This is a genomic window from Paenibacillus sp. sgz302148, assembly GCF_056120465.1.
Genome location: NZ_JBVYOJ010000002.1, coordinates 350,589 through 369,265, shown reverse-complemented (window position 1 = coordinate 369,265; position 18,677 = coordinate 350,589). Strand labels below are relative to the sequence as shown.

The following is an 18,677-nucleotide window of genomic DNA, read 5'->3' as shown; positions in this document are numbered from 1 at the left end:
TCGTAAAGGCTGCCAACCATTACGCGGTGGGTTTTCGCTTGTTCAGCTTTCTTTTGATCCATCGAATAGCAGCTTCCGCGCATTTGCTTTTTATCGAAGAACATGATAATTTCTAAATGTGATTTTTTTTACCAAAAAAGGATCACGCAAACGGAAACCATGTTGGAGGAATTCAAGCGATGCAAACAGGAACAGTAAAATGGTTCAACGCGGAAAAAGGCTTCGGGTTTATCGAAGTTGAAGGCGGAAGCGACGTATTCGTGCACTACAGCGCAATTACGGGCGAAGGCTTCAAAACGTTGGACGAAGGCCAAAAAGTAGAATTCAACGTCGTTCAAGGCAACCGCGGACCGCAAGCCGAGAACGTAGTTAAAGTATACTAAGCCGAAAAAGAACGGACTGCTCTTAACTTAGGTTAAGGGCAGTTTTTGTTTACAGATAAGTCGCAGAGAAGGCTTCGAATAGGAGCTTTTCTTTTAAATACAGGACTTTGCAGGCTTCGTCATATATAATGGCCTTATATGTTCAGGATAAACGAACGCGTCCGGGAGCGGACGGCGTTGGCTGTTCATCTTAGTCATCATGGATAAAGGAGATATGGAGCAATGAAACTGGGAGCGATTGAAGCGGGCGGCACGAAATTCGTGTGCGGCATCGGCAACGAGCATGGAGAAATATTGGATCGGATCAGCTTTCCGACAACAACGCCGGAAGAGACGATCGCGAACGTGGTTGCCTATTTCAGCGACAAGTCCATTGATTCGCTGGGCATCGGATCGTTCGGTCCGGTCGATCTGGACAAGAATAGCCCGACTTACGGATACGTGACGACAACGCCGAAGCCGCATTGGGGGCAATACGATTTTCTCGGCAACGTGAAGAAACATCTGAACGTACCGATCGGCTTCGATACGGACGTGAACGCCGCGGCGCTGGGCGAAGCGGAATGGGGCGCAGCCAAGGGGCTGGACAGCTGCCTGTACATCACGGTCGGAACCGGCGTCGGCGCGGGAGCGATCGTGGAGGGCAACATGCTGCATGGCATGCTGCATCCGGAGATGGGGCACATCATGATCACCCGACATCCCGAGGACGAATACGCAGGCTTCTGCCCATACCACAGCGATTGCCTGGAAGGCATGGTTGCCGGACCTGCGCTCGAACGGCGCTGGGGCAAGAAGGGGCACGAGCTGGCGTCGATCGATAAGGTTTGGGAGATCGAAGGGTACTATTTGGCGCAAGCGCTGGTGAACTTTATTTATATTTTATCGCCGAAAAAAATCATTATGGGCGGCGGCGTCATGAAGCAGCTGCAATTGTTCCCGATCATCCGCCGCGAGGTGCAGAGGATGTTGAACGGATACGTGCAAACGCCGCAAATCCTATCCGGCATCGACGATTATATCGTGCCGCCTGGGCTCGGCGACAACGCGGGCTTAAGCGGAGCGCTCGTCATCGCCAAGCGGGAACTGCAAAGCCTGAGCAAGTAAATTGGTCAGCACCAAGTCGATGAAATGACAGTCGGTGCCAATGAGACGCTGAGACCGCCGGATGAGACAAACGAACCGACGAAGGACCGCAGACATCGTTCTGCGGTTTTTTTGCAGCCGCTTCAAGATTCTAATATAATCCTGGGTATAGTGTTAAAATAATCGTTATGCGATAGCACGTGTTCAATCGGAGGGGTTCATCATGTCAGGACAAGCAAAACATGTGGCGGCGGTGTCGCTCGGAGTCATGGGCGCCGGGTTTCTCGCGACGCTGCCGATTCAGGGGTATACCGCGGGAGCGCTCCTGCAGGGCGGCTTCGAGGCCGGGCTCGTCGGCGGGCTCGCGGACTGGTTCGCGGTGACGGCGTTATTCCGCCATCCGATGGGGATCCCGATACCGCATACGGCGCTGCTGCCGAAAAACCGCGAGAAGGTTATCCGTTCGCTTATATCGGCGATCGAAAACGATATTCTCACGAAGGACAGCATCAAGCAGAAGATTAGCGAAATCCGCATCGGCGAACGGCTGATCGGACTGCTCGAGCAGCGCTTGCCGGACGCGGCGAAGGCGGCCGTGTTTCTCGTGGAGCAGCTGCTGCGGCATTTTCCGATCGACAAAGCGGTGCCGCTGATTGCGCATGAGCTGAAAATCAAAGCAGAGAGCCTGGACGTCGCCGCAATCGTGCAGCGGCTCGGCGACGAAGCGGTGGCCCGCGGATACGACCATCGGGCGATCGACTTCCTGCTCGACAAGGTCGAGGAGGTGGCCCGCAAGCCGCAATTCCGCGATCAGCTCGGCAGCATGGCGTTAAACGCTTTGGGCAATGCGCAGGTTGGCGGATTCATGTCGTTCGCGCTGAACGCTTTTGCCGGCATGATGAACGAGGAGAAGCTAGGTGGCCTGCTGCAGGGCGTCATTTTGACGAATCTGATGGATATGCGCCTGAATCACGATCATCCGCTGCGAGTCATGGTCCTGTATGAACTGCGCAAGCTGCTGGTTGGTCTAGGCGACAATGAAGGACTGAAGCAAGAGCTGGATTCGCTTAAAGCGCAGCTGCTGGCGAGCTGGGATTTGGAAGCGTTCCTGGCGTCGTGGCTGGAATCGCTGCGGGACAAGGCGCTTATTTTCATCCAAGATAGCCGGTTCACCGACGAGTTCGTCGAGCCGCTTGCGGCCAAGCTGATTGAAAAGTTAAAATCGACGCCGGAGCACGTGGAAGCGATTGAACAATGGATTCAAACCCAACTGGTTCAGTTTGTGGAAAAGAATCATGCGAAAATCGGCATTCTCGTCGAAGAGAATTTGAACAAATTCGATAATGAAACGCTCATCCGCATGCTGGAGGAGAAGGTAGGCAAAGACCTGCAATGGATTCGCGTCAACGGCGCGGTGTGCGGGTTTTTGATCGGCATCGCTTTGACCGGATTTAAGATGTTGTTCTAAGAAAAGCTTATTAATGGCGATCCAACTAACTATGGCCCGGATTTTTGCATCATGTTGTACTGCGTGCAATATTTCAAGCTGATGATAGGCCCGTCAGGGCATAATCTTGCATAGGCTACAACAATTTTGCGTAATATCGCAGGTTTTCACCGATATTGTTGTACGGTGTGCAACATCTTCTTTAGAGGGAATTAGTCGGTGCTCAATTGCTGTACATTTTGCAACAATAGTGACTTCTGTAGCTTCGAGTCAAATAAAAAGGCCAATCATCATGGTGTAGAGCCATGATGGTTGGTCTTTATTGCGATTGACAGCGCAATCGACAAAGGAGCGGAAAAGAAGGGAATGTCCAATACCACTCGGCTGCAGCTGCGGTTATAGTTAAGCACCTTCTGAATACGTCGTAACGACCTCCAGCGCTAATGCCTTATCCACGCGGCCCGGCCGGTAGTACGGATAATCCATCGCCTGCTGAACGGCGGCAGCCGTGGCCGCATCGGTGAGCCATTCGACGACGTATAAGCCGAGATCGATGCTGGCGGCGACGCCTCCTGCGGTAACCAAATTGCCGTCGCGCACGATCCGTGCTTTCTCCAAACGTCCGCAATACGGAACGAGCAAGTCGTATGCGGAAGGGTTTGTCGTAGCTTGCCTGCCCTCCAGGAACCCGGTTGCGCCCAGCAGCAGCGCTCCCGTGCAGACGGACGCCTTAATCGGAACGTCTCGCGCGGTTTGCAGCCAGGCAGTGAACGAAGCGTCGAATTGCAGCTGTCTCGTGGCGAAGCCGCCGGGAACGAACAGCAGGTCGAAACCCGACAAATCCGGTGAAACACGGCTAGCCGAGAGGGTTAATCCGCGATCGTCCGTTACTTGCTCCTGCATGGCGCAAAACTCCCAGGATACGTTTTTGTCGGGAAACATTCCTTTCAGTTCGGTAACGGCATCATAAAATCCGGCAAAATCCAGCGTCGTCATTCCGTCAAACAAAATGAATGCAATCTTCATCGATGAAGCACCTGCCTTTTCTTAAAATATAGGAAAGTATAAGGTTTCACTCTAGGTGTAGAAGCCGGCCCGAATATTTACAAGCCCATCCAAGCCATAATAAGCTAAGTATATCGTCCGGAATTTTTACAATATCAAAAAAGTGTAAATTTTCAGCGGAGCTGAACTTTCTGACCATAATAGAATTTATAAGTTTTCGACATATAACGCAGTTAAAAGCTTCATGTAAGACACGAATGTATCTTCTCAAATAGACTACGATAAGAAGCTTTTCTTGCAAAGAAAAAAACCGCGCAGGTGTATTAATACAGATAGGGATAGGGATCGTGAGATGGCCATGAAAACGAAATATGAGCGCATCATCCGGCATCTTCTGCTGGAAATGAAAGCTGGAAACATTCGCCCGGGAGGCAAATTGCCGTCGGTCCGGGACGTCGCAGCCGCGTTCGGATGCAGTCCGAATACGGTTGTCCACGCCTATCAGACGCTGGAGCGGGAGCATCTGATCTACTCCGTCGCGAAGAGCGGCTATTACATGGTGGAGAAAAAACAAACCGACTCGCACGCTGCAAGCGATCCTTGCATCGATTTTATTTCGGCTACGCCAAGCGCCGCTTTCCTGCCGTTTCATGAGTTCCAGCACTGTCTGCAGCAGGCCATAGCCCAATATCGCGGCGACTTGTTCGGCTATACGGAGCCGCAAGGCATTCCCTCACTCAGGCGCGAGCTGCAGAAGCATCTGCGAAAGCATCAGATTTTTGCCGGAGACGACCAGCTATGCGTGCTGACCGGAGCGCAGCAGGCGTTCTCGATCCTCACCCACATGCCGTTTCCGAACGGCGGCGACACGGTGCTCGTGGAACAGCCGACGTATTTCGGCTTCCTCGAAACGGCGAAGCTGCACGGCTGTGCCATGGCAGGCATCGAGCGGGACGAGCGGGGAATCGATCTGGGGCGGCTGGAGGCACTGTTTCGCACCGGAAGGATCCGATTCTTCTATACGGTGCCGCGGTTCCTGAACCCGCTCGGCGTATCCTATTCGACGGAGCTGAAGCGCCGAATCGTTCGGCTTGCCGCCCAGTACGACGTGTACATCGTCGAGGACGATTATTTCGCGGACCTCGAGACGGACGGCAAAGCCGATCCGCTGTATGCGCTGGACGATACGTCCCGCGTCATCTACGTCAAAAGCTTCTCCAAAACAACGATGCCCGGCTTGCGGCTGGCCGTTGCGGTGCTGCCTAGACCGCTTGTGAACCTGTTCCGCGGTTATAAGCAAGCGGCGGATATTTCGACACCGGTTCTATCGCAGGGGGCGCTTGAAATATATATAAAATGCGGCATGTACGAACGGCATATCGCGCTGATCCGGCGGCATTACCGCCATAAGATGGCTTATCTCCTGACGCTCTGCGATCGGATGCTGCGGGGACTTGCCCTTTACGGCAGTCCGGACTCCGGCGTATTCGTCACCCTGGAGCTGCCGAGACCGCTTCAGGCGTCGGTACTGATCGATCGGCTGCAGCGCAGAGGCGTGCTCGTCTCCAATGTCGACCGGCAGCTTCTGCCGGAATTTCAGCGCAATAACCGGCTGCGCCTGTGCGTCATCGGGCTTGAGCAGGAGCAGATGGAGAAAGGGATCGCCATCATCGCCGAGGAGCTGGAAAGTATGCGGAAGCGTTGACCTAGCCGGAGGCCGGCGCTTCGTGAGGATCGGTTATTTTCACGTCGCTGGAGGGTGATGCGGTGAACAAAACGTGGATCAACTCGCCTTTTACTTATGCGCTCGGGATGCTGGCCATGATGATTCCGAGCCAAGCATTTACTTCGTTTTACAGCTATTATTACGTGGATAAGCTTGGCTTGGGCGTCGGGCTTGCGACGCTCGCAAGGACGATTTATTTGATCTGGGACGCCGTCGACGACCCGTTCCTCGGGTACTGGTCGGACAGCACGAGAACGAGGTGGGGACGAAGGAAGCCGTGGATCGTCTCGGCAATCCCTTTTTTCGCGCTTGTCTTCATCATGGTGTTCTCCGTGCCGGAAGGGCTCAAGGGGACGGGCTTGTTCATTTGGTTTTTTGCCGCGATCATCTTATTTGAAAGCGTTTCCGCAGTGCTGTGGGTCAATTACAATGCGTTGTTCCCGGAGCTGTTCCGGGGCGATCAGGTACGGGCCAAAGCGTCCGCGATCCAACAGGGGTTTCAAATTTTGGCCTTGCTGATCGCATCGGCGCTCACGCCGGTCATTTATACGGCGCTTGGGTTTTCGGCGATGTCCGTCATGTTTGCGACCGTGTTCGCCGTATTGATGGCGGTGTGCATGATGACCGTTCGGGAATCGCCGGAAGCGAGCAGGGAGAAGCCGCTCAGATTCGCGGAGGCGTTCCGGGAAACGTTGAAAAACAAGCAATTCTGGATTTTCAACTTGGCGAATTCGTTCGCTCAGACGGTAAACGGCTTGCTGAGCTCCTCGATTCCGTTCTACGCCAAGTACGCGCTCAAAATCCCGGACGCGCAGGTGTCGATTCTGCTCGCCTCGATTTTCGCCTCCGTCATCCCGCTTGTTGCCGTATGGTACTGGATCGTGCGCAAAATGGGCGGAAAAAGGAGCTGGAGATTCGCTTTTGTCGTTTACGGACTGTCGGTCGTTCCGATGTGGTTCGCGCAAGGGCTGCTCGGCGGCATTGCGGCAGGCATCGTCGTAGGCTTCGGACTTGCGGGATTCCTCGTCACGCCGGCGATTCTCAGCGGTCAAATCGTCGACGAGGACGCAGAGCGGACCGGCCGGAGGCGGGAAGGGATCTACAGCGCGGTGGGCGGCTTCATCAACCGTTCGAGCGGGTTTCTGTCGGCGATCGCCTTCTGGACCGTCGGCATCTTCTTCGGATACCAGAGCGGCGATGACCCCGGAACCGACCCGGAGACCGCTTTCCGGTATTTGATCAGCATTTTCCCGATTGCGATGCTGGCGATTTCCTTCGTCATTTCGATGTTTTACAAGGAGTCGGCCAAGGAAGACCGGCCTGCGTCGCCTTGATGGCTTATTTTCACCCAAATAATGAAAAGTGTTATGTAGCTACAGCCGCAGAGGGTTACCGGTGCGATTACGGATCCGGTCTTTGCGGTTTTTTTGCTTTCCAACCCGATTGAACCGCGGGCAGGCCGCTTGTACGATCTATGGCTCCCGGCTTGCGTGTCTGCTTGCAAACGGGCGGGAAACATGCCAAGATGAAGGAGGAGGTGCGTACGATGACGACAAGTAAAAAGGACTCGAATCCGAAATGGTTCGGCTACGGCCTGCAGGCGCTTGTGTTTCTGGCGACGCATGATAACCACGTTTGCCCGAGCGGCACGATGGCGGAGCATCTCGAGTCGCAGGCGACCTTGCTAAGGCGCGTTCTGGCGCAGCTGGCGAAGCACAATCTGGTGGAAGCGAAGGAAGGACGCGACGGAGGCTACCGGCTTGCAAAGCCGGCAGATCTGATTACGCTGGCCGACGTGTATCGCGCGGTGCAGGTTCCGGAACTGCTGGCGTTAGGCTTGCTGGAAACGACTTCGGACGGCATGTTCGGCCAGGAGATGCAAATGGCGTTCGCGGACATCGTATCGGATATGGAGCAGCGGGTATTGGAAGGACTGGAGCAGCGAACAATCGCTGATTTAATCCAAAGCGTCGAAGGGGCAGGTTTCAAATCCGAACATTAAAACTATGCTTGAAGGGAATACAGTTACCATGGTATACTGTACGCGAATCGAGCATAGTATCTTAATAGCATTAACTGTGCTTCGTTTTAAAACAGTTTAGGAGGGGTTACGTTGAACGTAGCTGCAATCATTATCGAGGCTCTGCTTGGGCTGATGTTTCTTATGGCGGGGGTCGTGAAAATATCCGGTGCCCAGATGCACGTGGACAATTTCCGGAAATGGGGGCTGCCGCAATGGTTCCGCGTGGTGACAGGTCTTGTCGAGCTGCTTGGCGCTGCGGGGATGATCGTTGGCATCTGGCTGCCGGTTTGGGCGGCGCTCGCCGGGATTTGGCTTGCCGTGACGATGCTTGGCGCGGTCATCGTGCACATACGCGTCAAAGATCCGCTATCGCAGATGGCGATGTCGATCATTCTGCTCCTGCTGTCGCTGGCGGTGGTGCTGCTGCAGCGCGGCGAGTTGTCCAATCTTTTTTGAGAAGTGGCGGATTTATCCTATGCAGGCAAATCAACGCGGTTGAAGCTTTGGCTTCAAACCGCGTTTTTTGGCGTAATCGCAAGAGACTGTTGTTGAGGGAGTTCATTAAGCGAGGTCGGCGGCCAGTGTCGATAACGGGCCGGGCTCGGCCAAGATGGACTGGACGCTGTATACGGAAATGGGGAACATCGGGAATCCAACGTAATAAGGCGTGATTTCGTACAGCTGAAAATAAACGACCAGCGCCTTGTCGGCCAAATAAAAATCCTGATCCGGTCTGATCGTTCGAAAGCCGTTCAGGAGCGGCAAATCCCGCTGCTTGATCTGAACCGCGATTTGCTCCGATAAGGCCTTCACGTAATCCGAGCCCGGCTTGAACAAGTCGCTTAGCGAATATAATTTTCCGGTATTCACGTCGAAGGTCAACGATCGGGCTATCGTGTTGCCGTGTGCCATCGGGTACGAATAGGCGTAATTGCTCAGAATCAAGCTCAGAATGCCGCGTTCGTTCGTCTTGATTTCGTAATGGCCGAGCATCTCCCGATGCGAGCTGCCGGTTTCGAATATTTGCATTTGCTGCTTTTGCATATCCTGAACCATCCGGTCGATCGTTGCGTTGATCTGCTGCTGCACCTGACGGTTCGCCAAGCCGGCTACATGAGGGATGTAAATCGTGATGCCCGGCGCTTGGATCGTTCGCGTATGAATCGTTACGGGGAGCTGATAGGCCATGGCCATCTTCCTTTCCTCGGCCGCCTTCCGAGGAACACTACGGAATTCAGCCTATATACATCAGCCTATTCCGCCTCCCGCCGCGATGTTCATAAGCCGCCTGCGTCATGATCCGCGGCTGCCGTTCGTTGTCTCATCTTCCGCTGCGCCCGCAGCGTCTGAACGGACATGACGATGCCCGAGGCCGTCAGCACGATGAGCCCGATTGCCGCAATATCGACGAACAGCTTCAAGTTCGTATTCCCGATCCGTCCTTCATGGAGCTGGCGAATGAATCCCATCACGCCGCCACCCTCGCGGCTTCCGCCGGCAAACGCTCCGGGATTCAAACCGCGCCGGCTCCCGAGCGCTTGTCCTGTGCCGTCCGCGGCGGTTCCGCCATCAGAAGCTCCGCCGGTCATGGCCGAAGCGTCTGCTCCGGGGTCAACCGCGGAAGCTCCGGAGCTTTCGGAGCCACTGGAAACGCCCGAACCACCCGAACCGCCGGTATCGCCGGAGCTGCCGGAGCTGCCGGAGTCCGTGCCCGGCAGCGTTCTGCCGCTGCCGTTATCGAAGCCGAAGCTGCCGTTCATCTCCATCGGCATTCTCCCGCCTCCGAACCCGCCGGCTCCTCCTCCGCCGATCAGCCACGGCTCGGACATGAGCAGTCCCGTCACCGCTTCGATCAGAATGAGCACCGATGTGAGCAGTCCGACCCATAGGTGCAGCTGCCGGTTCTGTTTTAACACCTTGCTTTTCGCCATATCGATCCCAACCTCTTTCATTCCGTTTCTTAAATTATTGCAGCGGTAAATGAAACGAAGCTGAAGCTTGGTTGAAAATAGGCTGAGGCCTAGCTGAAAGCTTGCTGAAAAGAGGGCGGCTGCACGTCATTGCTCTTGACGGTTCCCGTTGAATAAGCTTGACGCCAGTGATACAATCCACCCATGAGATTCGGCAGCGGGCGGATGCCGGTTAAGCTTGAGGATTCTGGTCGCAGGCCAGAGTTTTCTCCCGGTTCCGTGGTTTCCGGGATTCCTATGTCCAACGTACAATGGAGGAAAAAGATGCGATAACCGAACAATTGAGCTCGCAAGTCGGAGACCGGACCGAAGCGGCGAACCGGGCCGCAGCGGAGATTTGCTTGGACAACCCGGCGCTAATTGACGACATCGCGGCTGCTCTAACGAGCAAAGATGCGGCACTGCTGGACGATTGCGCCGAGGTGCTGACGAAGGTGGCCGAGCGGCGCGCCGAGCTCGTGGCGCCTTATTACGACGCGCTGGTGCCGCTGCTGTCGCACCGCACGACGCGGGTACGCTGGGAAGCGATGCACGCCGTCGCGTTGGTGACGCCGATGGCGCCGGGCCGCACGGCATCGCTGCTGCCTGCCATCGCGGAGCGGATCCGCAGCGATGCCAGCACGATCGTGCGCGACTACGCGATCGATGCGGCAGCCGCATCGGCACAGGCGAACGCTGTCGCCGCCGAGCAGGCGTGCGGCTTGCTGCAGGAGGCGCTGCTCGCCTGGAACGGCAAGCATGCCGCGCGCGTGCTGAGCGGACTTGCCCGCGTCGCGGCGCACGCCCCGGCGCTTGCGCTGCGGCTGCTGCCGATCGGCCGCGAATACGCGGAGCATGGCAAGCCGGCCGTGAAAAAAGCGGCCAAGGCGCTGGTGAAGGCAGCGGGCGCGTCATTTTGAACCGGACGGTCATTCGCAAGGGGGTGAAAGCAACAAATGAGCACGAATACATATAAACAATGCCAGAGCTGCGGCATGCCGCTCGCGCGGGATGAGAAAGGCGGCGGTACGGAAGCCGACGGCTCGCGGAGCGTGAAATATTGCAGCCATTGCTACGAGGACGGACGTTTCACGCTGCCCGATATGACGGTAGACGGCATGAAAGCGCGCGTGAAGGACAAGCTTGTGGAATTCGGACTTCCGAGATTTCTGACCGGATTGTTCACGATGAACATCCATCGCCTGGAGCGGTGGAAACAGAACTAGGGATTGGAGCTCGCTTCCCTATAAATCGAATCGTCGTAGATTTGTTTTACGTCGACCGGCTGTCCGATCAAACCATATTTATAGGCAATGGCGGCCGTTTTTGTAAAAGCCGGTTCCCGGAGTGCGCCAATTTCTCGTACCGTCGTTCCCGGCGGAACGATCAGTTTGGCGATTTCCTTCAGCATCGCGGCTTGATGTGCTTTGGTCGTGCTGCCCTGAGGCACGTCCCGCATAACCATAGTGACGGCTTCGTCCTGGTGTGCCAGCGCATACCGCCACCCCCGAAGGATCGCCCGCACAGCGCCGACCGCAAGGTTGCGATGCCGGTCGATCCACTTGGTCTTGGCGATGACCGTGTCTTCCAGCATGCCGACACCTTCTTCCTCCATCCCGAAAACATGAATCTGCTTCGGGGTAAACCCGTTTTCAAGCACGGTCAGCACATCGTTATATGACGATGCCGATACGATGTTCAATTGATTGCGCAGGAAAGGCTCCATCGTTTCGCCTTGATCGACCATGGTTACATCGTCGGGGTACAACCCGTATTTATCGAAAAAGGCAATCGCCGGATATTGCATACTGCCCGTGAATACGCCGACTTGCTGATTTTTCAGTTCCGCCGGGGTGTCGATGCCCGTTGACGTTTTCGTGATCAACGTCAAGCCGCTTTTTTGCAATATTTGCGCAATCGAAACGACGTTAAGCCCTCTCTCCCGATGTACAAGCAAGCTGCCTACATCGGTGATGCCTAAATCGGCGCGGCCTTTGGCTACTTCCTTCTCCACAACGATGTCCGGCCCGCCGGGCACGATTTCCGCCTCGATCCCCTCCTCGCGGAAGAACCCTTTGTCTTTTGCGGCGTAAATGCCCGCAAATTGCGTTTGCGGAATCCATTTCAGCAATATTTTGACCTTCTGAAGCGGCTGACGTTCGGACGGATTGCCCGAAACGGCCCTAGCGGAAACGTTGGGCGGTGCCGCCCGTTCAAGCCATGAAACGAGGTAGCCGTCAATGATAATGAACATAAGCAGCAAGGTCATGACAGGAACGAAAATTCGGAACATCATCTGCGTTTTTTCGCACTCCTCGAATAAAACGATATGGGACCCGTCGGCCGTATCTATGTAGGATGCGGAGTCGGTATATATTTTATTCCAGATCGAGGAAGAATATGGAGAATTGACGGAATAAACGAATGCAACTATAATGTTAAATAGTTTAAATAATAAATAGTGAAAATATATGGTCGCTAAAGGAAAGGAGGGGCTTCTGATGAATCCTTCCGAGCCCGTTTACGAACGGTTGGCCGCCGCTTTGGATAATACGTTCCGCAGACTTGGCGGGGAACTTGTTCCGAGGCTGAAGGAAATCGGTCTTACGATGCCGCAGTTTCATTTGCTCAAAATCATTACGATGGAAGGCTCCTGCCGGGTAACGAAACTTGCCGACATGCTCGAGGTCAAGCCAAGCGCCATTACGGTCATGATCGAACGGCTCGTGCATAACGGTCTGGCGGAGCGGGGATTTGACGATAACGACAGGCGGGCCGTGTTGGTCTCCATTACCGAGCCCGGGCGGGCCAAAATGAGGCAGGTGCAGCAGCAAGCACTTGAAGTCGCAACGCGAATGTTCTCGCAGTTGGAGCAGGAGGAGCTGCACACTTTGGCGGCGCTGTTCGAGAAGATCGGCGTTATGCCTGTGAAACCCGGCGAATCCGGATGCCAAAATGAATTGAGATAAGATTTTAAGAAAACAGAGGAGTGAGAGAGAATATGAGTGAAGCTTTGATGGAACAAAGGCAAGACCCGGCGCGCCACCGCGGCATGCTCATTGCCGGCCTCATGATCGCGATGCTGTTCGGCGCGCTCGACGGCACGATTGTCGGCACGGCGATGCCGCGGATCGTCGGCGAGCTGGGCGGGTTAAGCCTGATGGCATGGCTGTCGACCGCCTACATGCTGACCTCGACGGCGGTTGTGCCGATCGCGGGCAAGCTGGCCGACTTGTTCGGGCGAAGAACGATTTACGTAACCGGACTTATTATCTTTATGATCGGTTCGGCGCTTTGCGGCGTGACGGACAATATGACGGAACTGATTATTTTCCGCGGGCTGCAAGGGATTGGCGGCGGCGTCATGATGCCGATGGCGATGATCATTATCGGCGACATGTTCACCGGCAAGCAGCGGGCCAAATGGCAAGGGGTGTTCGGGGCGATTTTCGGACTTTCCTCGATTGCCGGACCGCAAGTCGGCGGCTGGATCGTCGATGCGCTGAACTGGCGCTGGGTATTTTACGTCAATTTGCCTGTCGGGATCGTCGCGACGATTTTCGTCGCTTTGGGACTTAAGAAGCATCAATCAACCGGCCGAGTCAAAATCGACATTGGCGGCATGTTCACGATGATCGTAGGCGTTGTCAGCCTGCTGCTCGCGCTAACATTCGGCGGCAAAGACTATGCTTGGGCTTCGTGGCAAATCATCGGCTTGTTCGCTCTGGCAGCCGTTGCGCTCATCGCGTTCGTCTTGATCGAAATGCGTACGGCGGAACCGATTTTACCGATGGATTTGTTCAAAAATCGGACGTTCAGCGTCATTAACAGCATCGGCTTCCTGATGAGCGTCGGGATGTTCGGCGCCATTATGTTCGTGCCGCTATTCATGCAGGGCGTGGTGGGCGTGAGCGCATCGGCATCGGGCACGATCATGACGCCGATGATGGTGACGATGATTATTGCAAGCATCATCGGCGGACAAATCGTATATAAGCTAGGCGTCAAAACGCAAATGGTCATCGGCATGCTCATTATGGCGAGCGGCTTCTTGCTGCTGAACACGATGGGAATCGATACCGCTAAGCTGACGGCGATGAGCTATATGGTCGTCATCGGCGTCGGGATGGGGCTTGTGATGCCGATTCTGACGGTTGCGCTGCAGGATAGCTTCCCGCAATCGAAGCTTGGTGTCGTGACGTCGTCCAGCCAGTTTTTCCGCTCGATCGGCGGCACGTTCGGGATGACGATTCTGGGCGCGGTCATGAACCACGAATCGGGCAAGGAGCTGACCAAAGAACTGCTGCCTGTTTTGTCGGATCAACCGGAGCAACTGAAGCCGGTGGCTGATCAATTCGCAGCCGGCGTGCATGCCGATCCGCAGGGGCTGTTCAACTCTTTATTGAACCCGGCGGCGCTTGAAGCGATTCCGGCCGATTTTCTGAAATCGGTTATGCCGATCATGAAGAATGCGCTTGTCGTCTCGCTGCATAGCGTCTTTTTATGGGGACTTGTATTCGTCGTGCTGGGTGCTGTCGCAACGTTTGCGCTAGGCAAAATCAAGCTGGCGGAACGCAAAAAAGGGGAACAGCCGAAGGTGGCGGAGCACGCGATCTAATCGGATGAAAGCAAATTGAAGAACCGGAAGGGGTCCTGCGGGATTCCGTCCGGTTTTTTGCGTTTTTCCGGCATAGGACGGGCGTTATGGAAATAAAGTGGTAAAGAATATGCGTGGCAAAGACAACCTGTCAAGCGGCAGCGGAAGCGGCGGGAGGCAAGGCCAAGCGAAGCCGGGGCGGCGGAGGCCGCTTGCGCCGCGTACCCCGGTCCGACAGGTTGCGTGCTAGCTGCGGCCTACGCAGCTCTAGCAGCCCATTGCCAAGGAGTGATCGCGGATGCTTCATATTGTCGCCTGCATCAAGCAGGTGCCGGACACGAAAATCATCAAGATGAATCCGAAGACGAATACGATGGATCGCGCCAGCGCCCCGGCCATCCTCAACCCGTACGATGCCCACGCGGTGGAGGAGGCGGTGCGGCTTAAGCAGCGTTACGGCGGCATCGTATCGGTGGTGACGATGGGCCCGCCGCCGGCGGTGAAGGCGATTCGCAAATGCATCGAGATCGGCGCGGACGAAGGCTACCTGATTACCGACCGCGCGTTCGCCGGAGCGGATACGCTCGCAACGAGCTATTCGCTGACGAAGGCGCTGGAGAAAATCGGCAAGGCTAGGCCGATCGACCTGATCATTTGCGGCAAAATGACGATCGATGGCGACACCGGCCAGGTCGGCCCCGGCATTGCGCGGCGGCTGGACATTCCGCCGCTGACGAACGTCAAGAAGGTGGTCGAGCTGAATCGGGACGAAGGTTATGCGATCGTCCACCGGAAGCTGGAGGATGGCTACGAGGTGATCCGGACGACGCTGCCGAGTCTGTTTTCGGTCGAAAAGGAGATCAACGAAATTCCGTATTCGACGCTACCTAATATGCTGCGCGCGGCTAGGTATAAGCCGGTTGTCTGGTCGGTGGACGATCTGGGCGAGGTCGACCGGACGCAGCTTGGCCTCAAGGGTTCGCCGACGATCGTCGCCAAGGTGTGGCCGCCGGAAAAGCCGAAGGGCGGCGAAATGCTGCAGGGCAGCGCGCAGGAGCAGGTGAAGCGCGTCTTGTCGATCATGCTGGAGAAGAAGGAGCTATTCCAGCGGGCGGGCAGCGGCGGCGCGCCAGGGTCCGGTGAAGGTACGGCGCCTGTTGCGGCAGAAGGGAGCGCCGCGGAGGCGGAGCCGTCTGAGTTGCAGGCGGTAGCGGAGTCGCAGGAAGCGCCGAGTGCGCCGATAGCGCCGGTAGCACCGGAAGCGGCGATAGCATCCGTAGCGTCGGAAACACCTGTAGCACCGGAAGCGGCGATAGCACCTGTAGAACCGGAAGCGCCGAAAGCAGCGGAAGTACCGGCAACGCCGGTAGCGGCGGAAGCGCCGAAATCACCGAAAGGCCGGAAAGAACCGAAAACGCCGAAAGCATCGAAAGCGCCGAACGCACAAGCAGCTACGGGAGCGACGGAAGCGGCGAAAGTGCCGGAAGCTCCGGATGCGGAAACGCCTAAAGCGACGAGCGAGGAGCCGGTATCGGCCTCAAAGGTTGTGGAGGTGGCTTCTGAAGCACCGGTAGCGGAAGCGAAAGAGGTGGATATCGGGGAAACGGAAATGGTCGCGCAGCCGGTTGTGGACGCGCAAGAAGTAGCCGATACACAAGCTGCCCAAGTGACGAGCGAGAATATGGAACCCGTATCACAAGTGGCAGTGGACGTAGAGTCGGTTTCCGCTGCCGCCGAGGTTGCGGAAGCGAGCGAGGAGTCGGAAGCGGTTTCGGAATCGGTGAAGGAAACACCGGATTCCGCCGAGCGGAGCGGCGAGTCTAAGCCATCAACCGCGATGGAGGAGGGAGGCGTGCGATGAATATTCAAGATTACCGCGGCGTCTGGGTATTTATCGAGCACAAGAACGGCGCCGTCGTACCCGTATCGCTGGAGCTGCTCGGCGCCGGCAGGCGGCTTGCCGACAAACGGGGCGTGCCGCTCGCCGGCATCCTCATCGGCGATAAAGTGAAAACGCTTGCGAACGACGCGATCGCCTACGGCGCGGATACGGTGTACGTGTACGACGATCCGATCTTCCGCCAATACCGGACGGAGTCCTATATGAAGGCGGTGATCGAGGGCTGCCGCAAGTATAAGCCGGAAATTTTCCTGTACGGCGCGACGTCAACCGGCAAGGATTTGGCGAGCGCCGTTGCGACCGACCTCGCGACCGGGCTGACCGCCGACACGACGATGCTCGACGTCGACGCCGAAACCGGGCTGCTCGAAGCGAGCCGTCCGGCCTTCGGCGGCAACATCATGGCGACGATCCTCTGCAAGAAGGATCGGCCGCAGATGGCGACCGTCCGTCCGAAGGTCGTCCGGGCGCTTGCGCCGGACTACAGCCGGATCGGCGAAATCGTCTTGGAGCCGGTTGCGCTGCGCGAGGACGACATCCGCACGAAGGTGCTGGAGATCGTCCGCGATACGACGCCCCGCATTCGGCTCGACGAAGCCGATATCATCGTCGCCGGCGGCAAAGGACTCGGCGGGCCGAGCGGCTTCGAGCTGATCCGGCAATTCGCGGACACGATCGGCGCAACTGTCGGCGCAAGCCGGGACGCCGTGGAAGCCGGCTGGATGCCACACCACCACCAGGTCGGGCAAACCGGGGTCACCGTCACGCCGAAAGTTTATTTTGCCATCGGGATCTCCGGAGCCATTCAGCATTTGGTCGGCATGCAGAACTCGGGTCTGATCATTGCGATCAACAAGGACCCGAGCGCGCCGATTTTCCAGGCGTGTCACTACGGCATCGTCGGCGACGCGTTCGACATCGTGCCGCAACTGACCGAAGCGTTCCGCGAAGCCTTACATAGCGAGGTGCAATATGGCTGAAAAATTCGATGTGATCGTCGTTGGGGCAGGGCCTGCCGGGACGTCCTGCGCATACACTTTGGCGAAGGCCGGCGTAAGCGTTCTGCTTATTGAACGGGGAGAATACCCCGGGTCGAAAAACGTCATGGGCGGCGTCCTCTACCGCAAAATGATGGAGGACATCATCCCGGGCTTCTACAAGGAAGCGCCTGTCGAACGGCCGATCGTGGAGCAGCGGTTTATGATGCTGGATAAGGAGTCGGCGGTCACCTTCAGCTACAAAGGGCTTGAATGGGGGCAGGAGCCGTACAACAACTTTACCGTGCTGCGCGCCAAGTTCGACCAGTGGTTCGCCGACAAAGCGGTGGAGCAAGGGGCGCTGCTGCTGAACGAAACGGTTGTGCTGGAATGTATCGTCGAGAACGGCCGCGTCGTTGGCGTTAGAACCGACAGACCCGATGGGGACGTGTACGCCGACGTTGTCGTTCTCGCTGACGGCGTCAACTCGCTGCTCGCCAAGTCGCTTGGCTTCCACAAGGAATTCCGCCCCGACGAAGTGGCTCTTGCGGTGATGGAGGTGCTGAAGCTCGACAAGAAGATCATCGAGGATCGTTTCAACCTCGAGGGCGATCAAGGCTGCACGATCGAAATATTCGGCGACGCGACCAAAGGCATTCTCGGCACGGCTTGGCTGTACACGAACAAGGACAGCTTGAACATCGGCGTCGGCACGATGCTGTCCGGGCTGATCAAGCACAAGCTGAAGCCTTACGAGCTGCTGGAATACGTCAAGAAGCACCCGATGCTGAGGCCTTACATCCAAGGCTGCGAGCAGCAGGAGTATCTGGCCCACCTCATCCCGGAAGGCGGCTACCGGTCGATGCCGAAGATCGTCGGCGACGGCGTCGTCGTCGTGGGCGATGCGGCGCAGTTCGTCAACGCCATCCACCGTGAAGGGTCCAATATGGCGATGACGTCCGGCGTGCTTGCGGCGGAAACGATTCTAGAGGCGAAGGAGGCAGGCGACTACACGGAAAAAACGCTGATCCGCTACAGAGAGCGTCTGATGGGCTCCTTCGTCGGCAAAGACTTGAAGAAATACAAGGATGCGACGCATCATTTCGAGAAATACCCGCATTACTTCGAGCAGTACATTCCGATGATGAACCGGGCGGCGAGCCAAATGTTCACCGTGGACGGAGCGTCGAAGAAGGAGAAGCAGCGCAAAATTTGGCGAGACCTCGGCACGGCCGGTCAAAAATTCAAAATTGCCCGCGATTTGTTTAAAGCTTGGAGGGTGATCAAATGAGCGAGCTTCCCAAAGGCCAGAAGATCGAAGAAAAGCAATATCTCGTCCGTTTCAAGGCCGATACGAACTCCCACCTTCACGTGCTCGATTACGAAGTGTGCATGTCGAGCTGTCCGGACAAAATATGCACGATTTTCTGCCCGGCGGAGGTGTACAAATGGGAGGACGTGCGCATGCACGTAGGCTACGAAGGCTGCCACGAATGCGGCAGCTGCCGGATCGGCTGCCCGCATCAGAACATCAAGTGGGAATACCCTAAAGGTGGTCACGGGATCATCTTTAGGCTCGGGTGA

Annotated in this window: 18 protein-coding genes and 1 pseudogene; 15 read left to right on the top strand and 4 right to left on the bottom strand. The window is 56.4% G+C overall.

Going from position 1 to position 18,677, the window contains the following annotated elements:
- Positions 1 to 179: 179 nt before the first annotated feature.
- The 3 genes from AC0LWM_RS05295 (at position 180) to AC0LWM_RS05285 (ending at position 2,937) form a co-directional block, all read left to right on the top strand.
- Positions 180 to 383: a cold-shock protein gene (locus AC0LWM_RS05295; RefSeq protein ID WP_474673850.1), complete on the top strand. Its 204-nt coding sequence runs from the start codon at positions 180 to 182 to the stop codon at positions 381 to 383.
- Positions 384 to 605: 222 nt separating this feature from the next.
- Positions 606 to 1,490: an ROK family protein gene (locus tag AC0LWM_RS05290; RefSeq protein ID WP_474673849.1), complete on the top strand. Its 885-nt coding sequence runs from the start codon at positions 606 to 608 to the stop codon at positions 1,488 to 1,490.
- 202 nt (positions 1,491 to 1,692) lie between these two features.
- On the top strand, positions 1,693 to 2,937 hold the full coding sequence (locus tag AC0LWM_RS05285) for a DUF445 domain-containing protein (RefSeq protein ID WP_474673848.1): 1,245 nt from the start codon (positions 1,693 to 1,695) through the stop codon (positions 2,935 to 2,937).
- Positions 2,938 to 3,318: 381 nt separating this feature from the next.
- Here the strand turns inward: AC0LWM_RS05285 and AC0LWM_RS05280 are convergent, their stop codons facing one another.
- On the bottom strand, positions 3,319 to 3,942 hold the full coding sequence (locus AC0LWM_RS05280) for a DJ-1/PfpI family protein (RefSeq protein ID WP_474673847.1): 624 nt from the start codon (positions 3,940 to 3,942) through the stop codon (positions 3,319 to 3,321).
- 337 nt (positions 3,943 to 4,279) lie between these two features.
- Between AC0LWM_RS05280 and AC0LWM_RS05275 the strand changes: the two genes are divergently transcribed.
- The 4 genes from AC0LWM_RS05275 to AC0LWM_RS05260 all read left to right on the top strand — a co-directional run bounded on the left by AC0LWM_RS05275 (position 4,280) and on the right by AC0LWM_RS05260 (position 8,126).
- Positions 4,280 to 5,626 carry an aminotransferase-like domain-containing protein gene (locus AC0LWM_RS05275; protein ID WP_474673846.1) on the top strand — a complete coding sequence of 449 codons (1,347 nt, stop codon included), beginning with the start codon at positions 4,280 to 4,282 and terminating at the stop codon, positions 5,624 to 5,626.
- A 62-nt stretch (positions 5,627 to 5,688) separates the two neighbouring features.
- Entirely contained in the window at positions 5,689 to 6,981 is a 1,293-nt protein-coding gene (locus AC0LWM_RS05270) for an MFS transporter (RefSeq protein WP_474673845.1), read from the top strand.
- Positions 6,982 to 7,193: 212 nt separating this feature from the next.
- On the top strand, positions 7,194 to 7,649 hold the full coding sequence (locus AC0LWM_RS05265) for an RrF2 family transcriptional regulator (RefSeq protein ID WP_474673844.1): 456 nt from the start codon (positions 7,194 to 7,196) through the stop codon (positions 7,647 to 7,649).
- Between the two features lie 111 nt (positions 7,650 to 7,760).
- Complete coding sequence (locus tag AC0LWM_RS05260) at positions 7,761 to 8,126, top strand: DoxX family protein (protein WP_474673843.1); 366 nt, start codon at positions 7,761 to 7,763, stop codon at positions 8,124 to 8,126.
- Positions 8,127 to 8,231: 105 nt separating this feature from the next.
- On the opposite strand, the gene AC0LWM_RS05255 is transcribed toward AC0LWM_RS05260, so the two are convergent.
- The gene (locus AC0LWM_RS05255; protein WP_474673842.1) at positions 8,232 to 8,858 is read right to left on the bottom strand and encodes a DUF3298 and DUF4163 domain-containing protein; all 627 of its coding nucleotides are present in this window, start codon (positions 8,856 to 8,858) and stop codon (positions 8,232 to 8,234) included.
- 89 nt (positions 8,859 to 8,947) lie between these two features.
- The gene (locus AC0LWM_RS05250; protein ID WP_474673841.1) at positions 8,948 to 9,601 is read right to left on the bottom strand and encodes a PepSY-associated TM helix domain-containing protein; all 654 of its coding nucleotides are present in this window, start codon (positions 9,599 to 9,601) and stop codon (positions 8,948 to 8,950) included.
- Between the two features lie 380 nt (positions 9,602 to 9,981).
- On the opposite strand from AC0LWM_RS05250, the gene AC0LWM_RS05245 reads away from it, so the two are divergent.
- Complete coding sequence (locus AC0LWM_RS05245; RefSeq protein ID WP_474673840.1) at positions 9,982 to 10,539, top strand: hypothetical protein; 558 nt, start codon at positions 9,982 to 9,984, stop codon at positions 10,537 to 10,539.
- Between the two features lie 36 nt (positions 10,540 to 10,575).
- Positions 10,576 to 10,845 (top strand): zinc ribbon domain-containing protein, encoded by a 270-nt coding sequence (locus AC0LWM_RS05240; RefSeq protein WP_474673839.1) that lies wholly within the window; start codon positions 10,576 to 10,578, stop codon positions 10,843 to 10,845.
- On the opposite strand, the gene AC0LWM_RS05235 is transcribed toward AC0LWM_RS05240, so the two are convergent.
- Entirely contained in the window at positions 10,842 to 11,915 is a 1,074-nt protein-coding gene (locus AC0LWM_RS05235) for an ABC transporter substrate-binding protein (RefSeq protein WP_474673838.1), read from the bottom strand. The genes AC0LWM_RS05240 and AC0LWM_RS05235 overlap by 4 nt on opposite strands.
- 205 nt (positions 11,916 to 12,120) lie before the next feature.
- Between AC0LWM_RS05235 and AC0LWM_RS05230 the strand changes: the two genes are divergently transcribed.
- The 6 genes and pseudogenes from AC0LWM_RS05230 (at position 12,121) to AC0LWM_RS05205 (ending at position 18,677) form a co-directional block, all read left to right on the top strand.
- The gene (locus AC0LWM_RS05230; protein WP_474673837.1) at positions 12,121 to 12,588 is read left to right on the top strand and encodes a MarR family winged helix-turn-helix transcriptional regulator; all 468 of its coding nucleotides are present in this window, start codon (positions 12,121 to 12,123) and stop codon (positions 12,586 to 12,588) included.
- 47 nt (positions 12,589 to 12,635) lie between these two features.
- Positions 12,636 to 14,237, top strand: a complete 1,602-nt coding sequence (locus AC0LWM_RS05225; RefSeq protein WP_474673892.1) for an MDR family MFS transporter — start codon at positions 12,636 to 12,638, stop codon at positions 14,235 to 14,237.
- A gap of 277 nt (positions 14,238 to 14,514) precedes the next feature.
- A pseudogene (locus tag AC0LWM_RS05220) lies at positions 14,515 to 15,324 on the top strand (electron transfer flavoprotein subunit beta/FixA family protein); the annotation flags it as partial.
- A 749-nt stretch (positions 15,325 to 16,073) separates the two neighbouring features.
- Positions 16,074 to 17,096 carry an electron transfer flavoprotein subunit alpha/FixB family protein gene (locus AC0LWM_RS05215; RefSeq protein ID WP_474673836.1) on the top strand — a complete coding sequence of 341 codons (1,023 nt, stop codon included), beginning with the start codon at positions 16,074 to 16,076 and terminating at the stop codon, positions 17,094 to 17,096.
- The gene (locus AC0LWM_RS05210; protein WP_474673835.1) at positions 17,089 to 18,384 is read left to right on the top strand and encodes an FAD-dependent oxidoreductase; all 1,296 of its coding nucleotides are present in this window, start codon (positions 17,089 to 17,091) and stop codon (positions 18,382 to 18,384) included. Before AC0LWM_RS05215 ends, AC0LWM_RS05210 begins: the two co-directional genes overlap by 8 nt.
- Complete coding sequence (locus tag AC0LWM_RS05205; RefSeq protein WP_474673834.1) at positions 18,381 to 18,677, top strand: ferredoxin family protein; 297 nt, start codon at positions 18,381 to 18,383, stop codon at positions 18,675 to 18,677. Before AC0LWM_RS05210 ends, AC0LWM_RS05205 begins: the two co-directional genes overlap by 4 nt.

What these genes read in the sequence shown, in the direction of transcription:
- AC0LWM_RS05285 (WP_474673848.1), top strand. Translation starts at nt 1,693, where the DNA reads ATGTCAGGACAAGCAAAACATGTGGCGGCGGTGTCGCTCGGAGTCATG.
- AC0LWM_RS05255 (WP_474673842.1), bottom strand. Translation starts at nt 8,858, where the DNA reads ATGGCCTATCAGCTCCCCGTAACGATTCATACGCGAACGATCCAAGCG.
- AC0LWM_RS05215 (WP_474673836.1), top strand. Translation starts at nt 16,074, where the DNA reads ATGAATATTCAAGATTACCGCGGCGTCTGGGTATTTATCGAGCACAAG.
- AC0LWM_RS05210 (WP_474673835.1), top strand. Translation starts at nt 17,089, where the DNA reads ATGGCTGAAAAATTCGATGTGATCGTCGTTGGGGCAGGGCCTGCCGGG.
- AC0LWM_RS05235 (WP_474673838.1), bottom strand. Translation starts at nt 11,915, where the DNA reads ATGATGTTCCGAATTTTCGTTCCTGTCATGACCTTGCTGCTTATGTTC.
- AC0LWM_RS05280 (WP_474673847.1), bottom strand. Translation starts at nt 3,942, where the DNA reads ATGAAGATTGCATTCATTTTGTTTGACGGAATGACGACGCTGGATTTT.
- AC0LWM_RS05250 (WP_474673841.1), bottom strand. Translation starts at nt 9,601, where the DNA reads ATGGCGAAAAGCAAGGTGTTAAAACAGAACCGGCAGCTGCACCTATGG.
- AC0LWM_RS05265 (WP_474673844.1), top strand. Translation starts at nt 7,194, where the DNA reads ATGACGACAAGTAAAAAGGACTCGAATCCGAAATGGTTCGGCTACGGC.
- AC0LWM_RS05225 (WP_474673892.1), top strand. Translation starts at nt 12,636, where the DNA reads ATGGAACAAAGGCAAGACCCGGCGCGCCACCGCGGCATGCTCATTGCC.
- AC0LWM_RS05290 (WP_474673849.1), top strand. Translation starts at nt 606, where the DNA reads ATGAAACTGGGAGCGATTGAAGCGGGCGGCACGAAATTCGTGTGCGGC.
- AC0LWM_RS05275 (WP_474673846.1), top strand. Translation starts at nt 4,280, where the DNA reads ATGAAAACGAAATATGAGCGCATCATCCGGCATCTTCTGCTGGAAATG.
- AC0LWM_RS05240 (WP_474673839.1), top strand. Translation starts at nt 10,576, where the DNA reads ATGAGCACGAATACATATAAACAATGCCAGAGCTGCGGCATGCCGCTC.
- AC0LWM_RS05230 (WP_474673837.1), top strand. Translation starts at nt 12,121, where the DNA reads ATGAATCCTTCCGAGCCCGTTTACGAACGGTTGGCCGCCGCTTTGGAT.
- AC0LWM_RS05295 (WP_474673850.1), top strand. Translation starts at nt 180, where the DNA reads ATGCAAACAGGAACAGTAAAATGGTTCAACGCGGAAAAAGGCTTCGGG.
- AC0LWM_RS05205 (WP_474673834.1), top strand. Translation starts at nt 18,381, where the DNA reads ATGAGCGAGCTTCCCAAAGGCCAGAAGATCGAAGAAAAGCAATATCTC.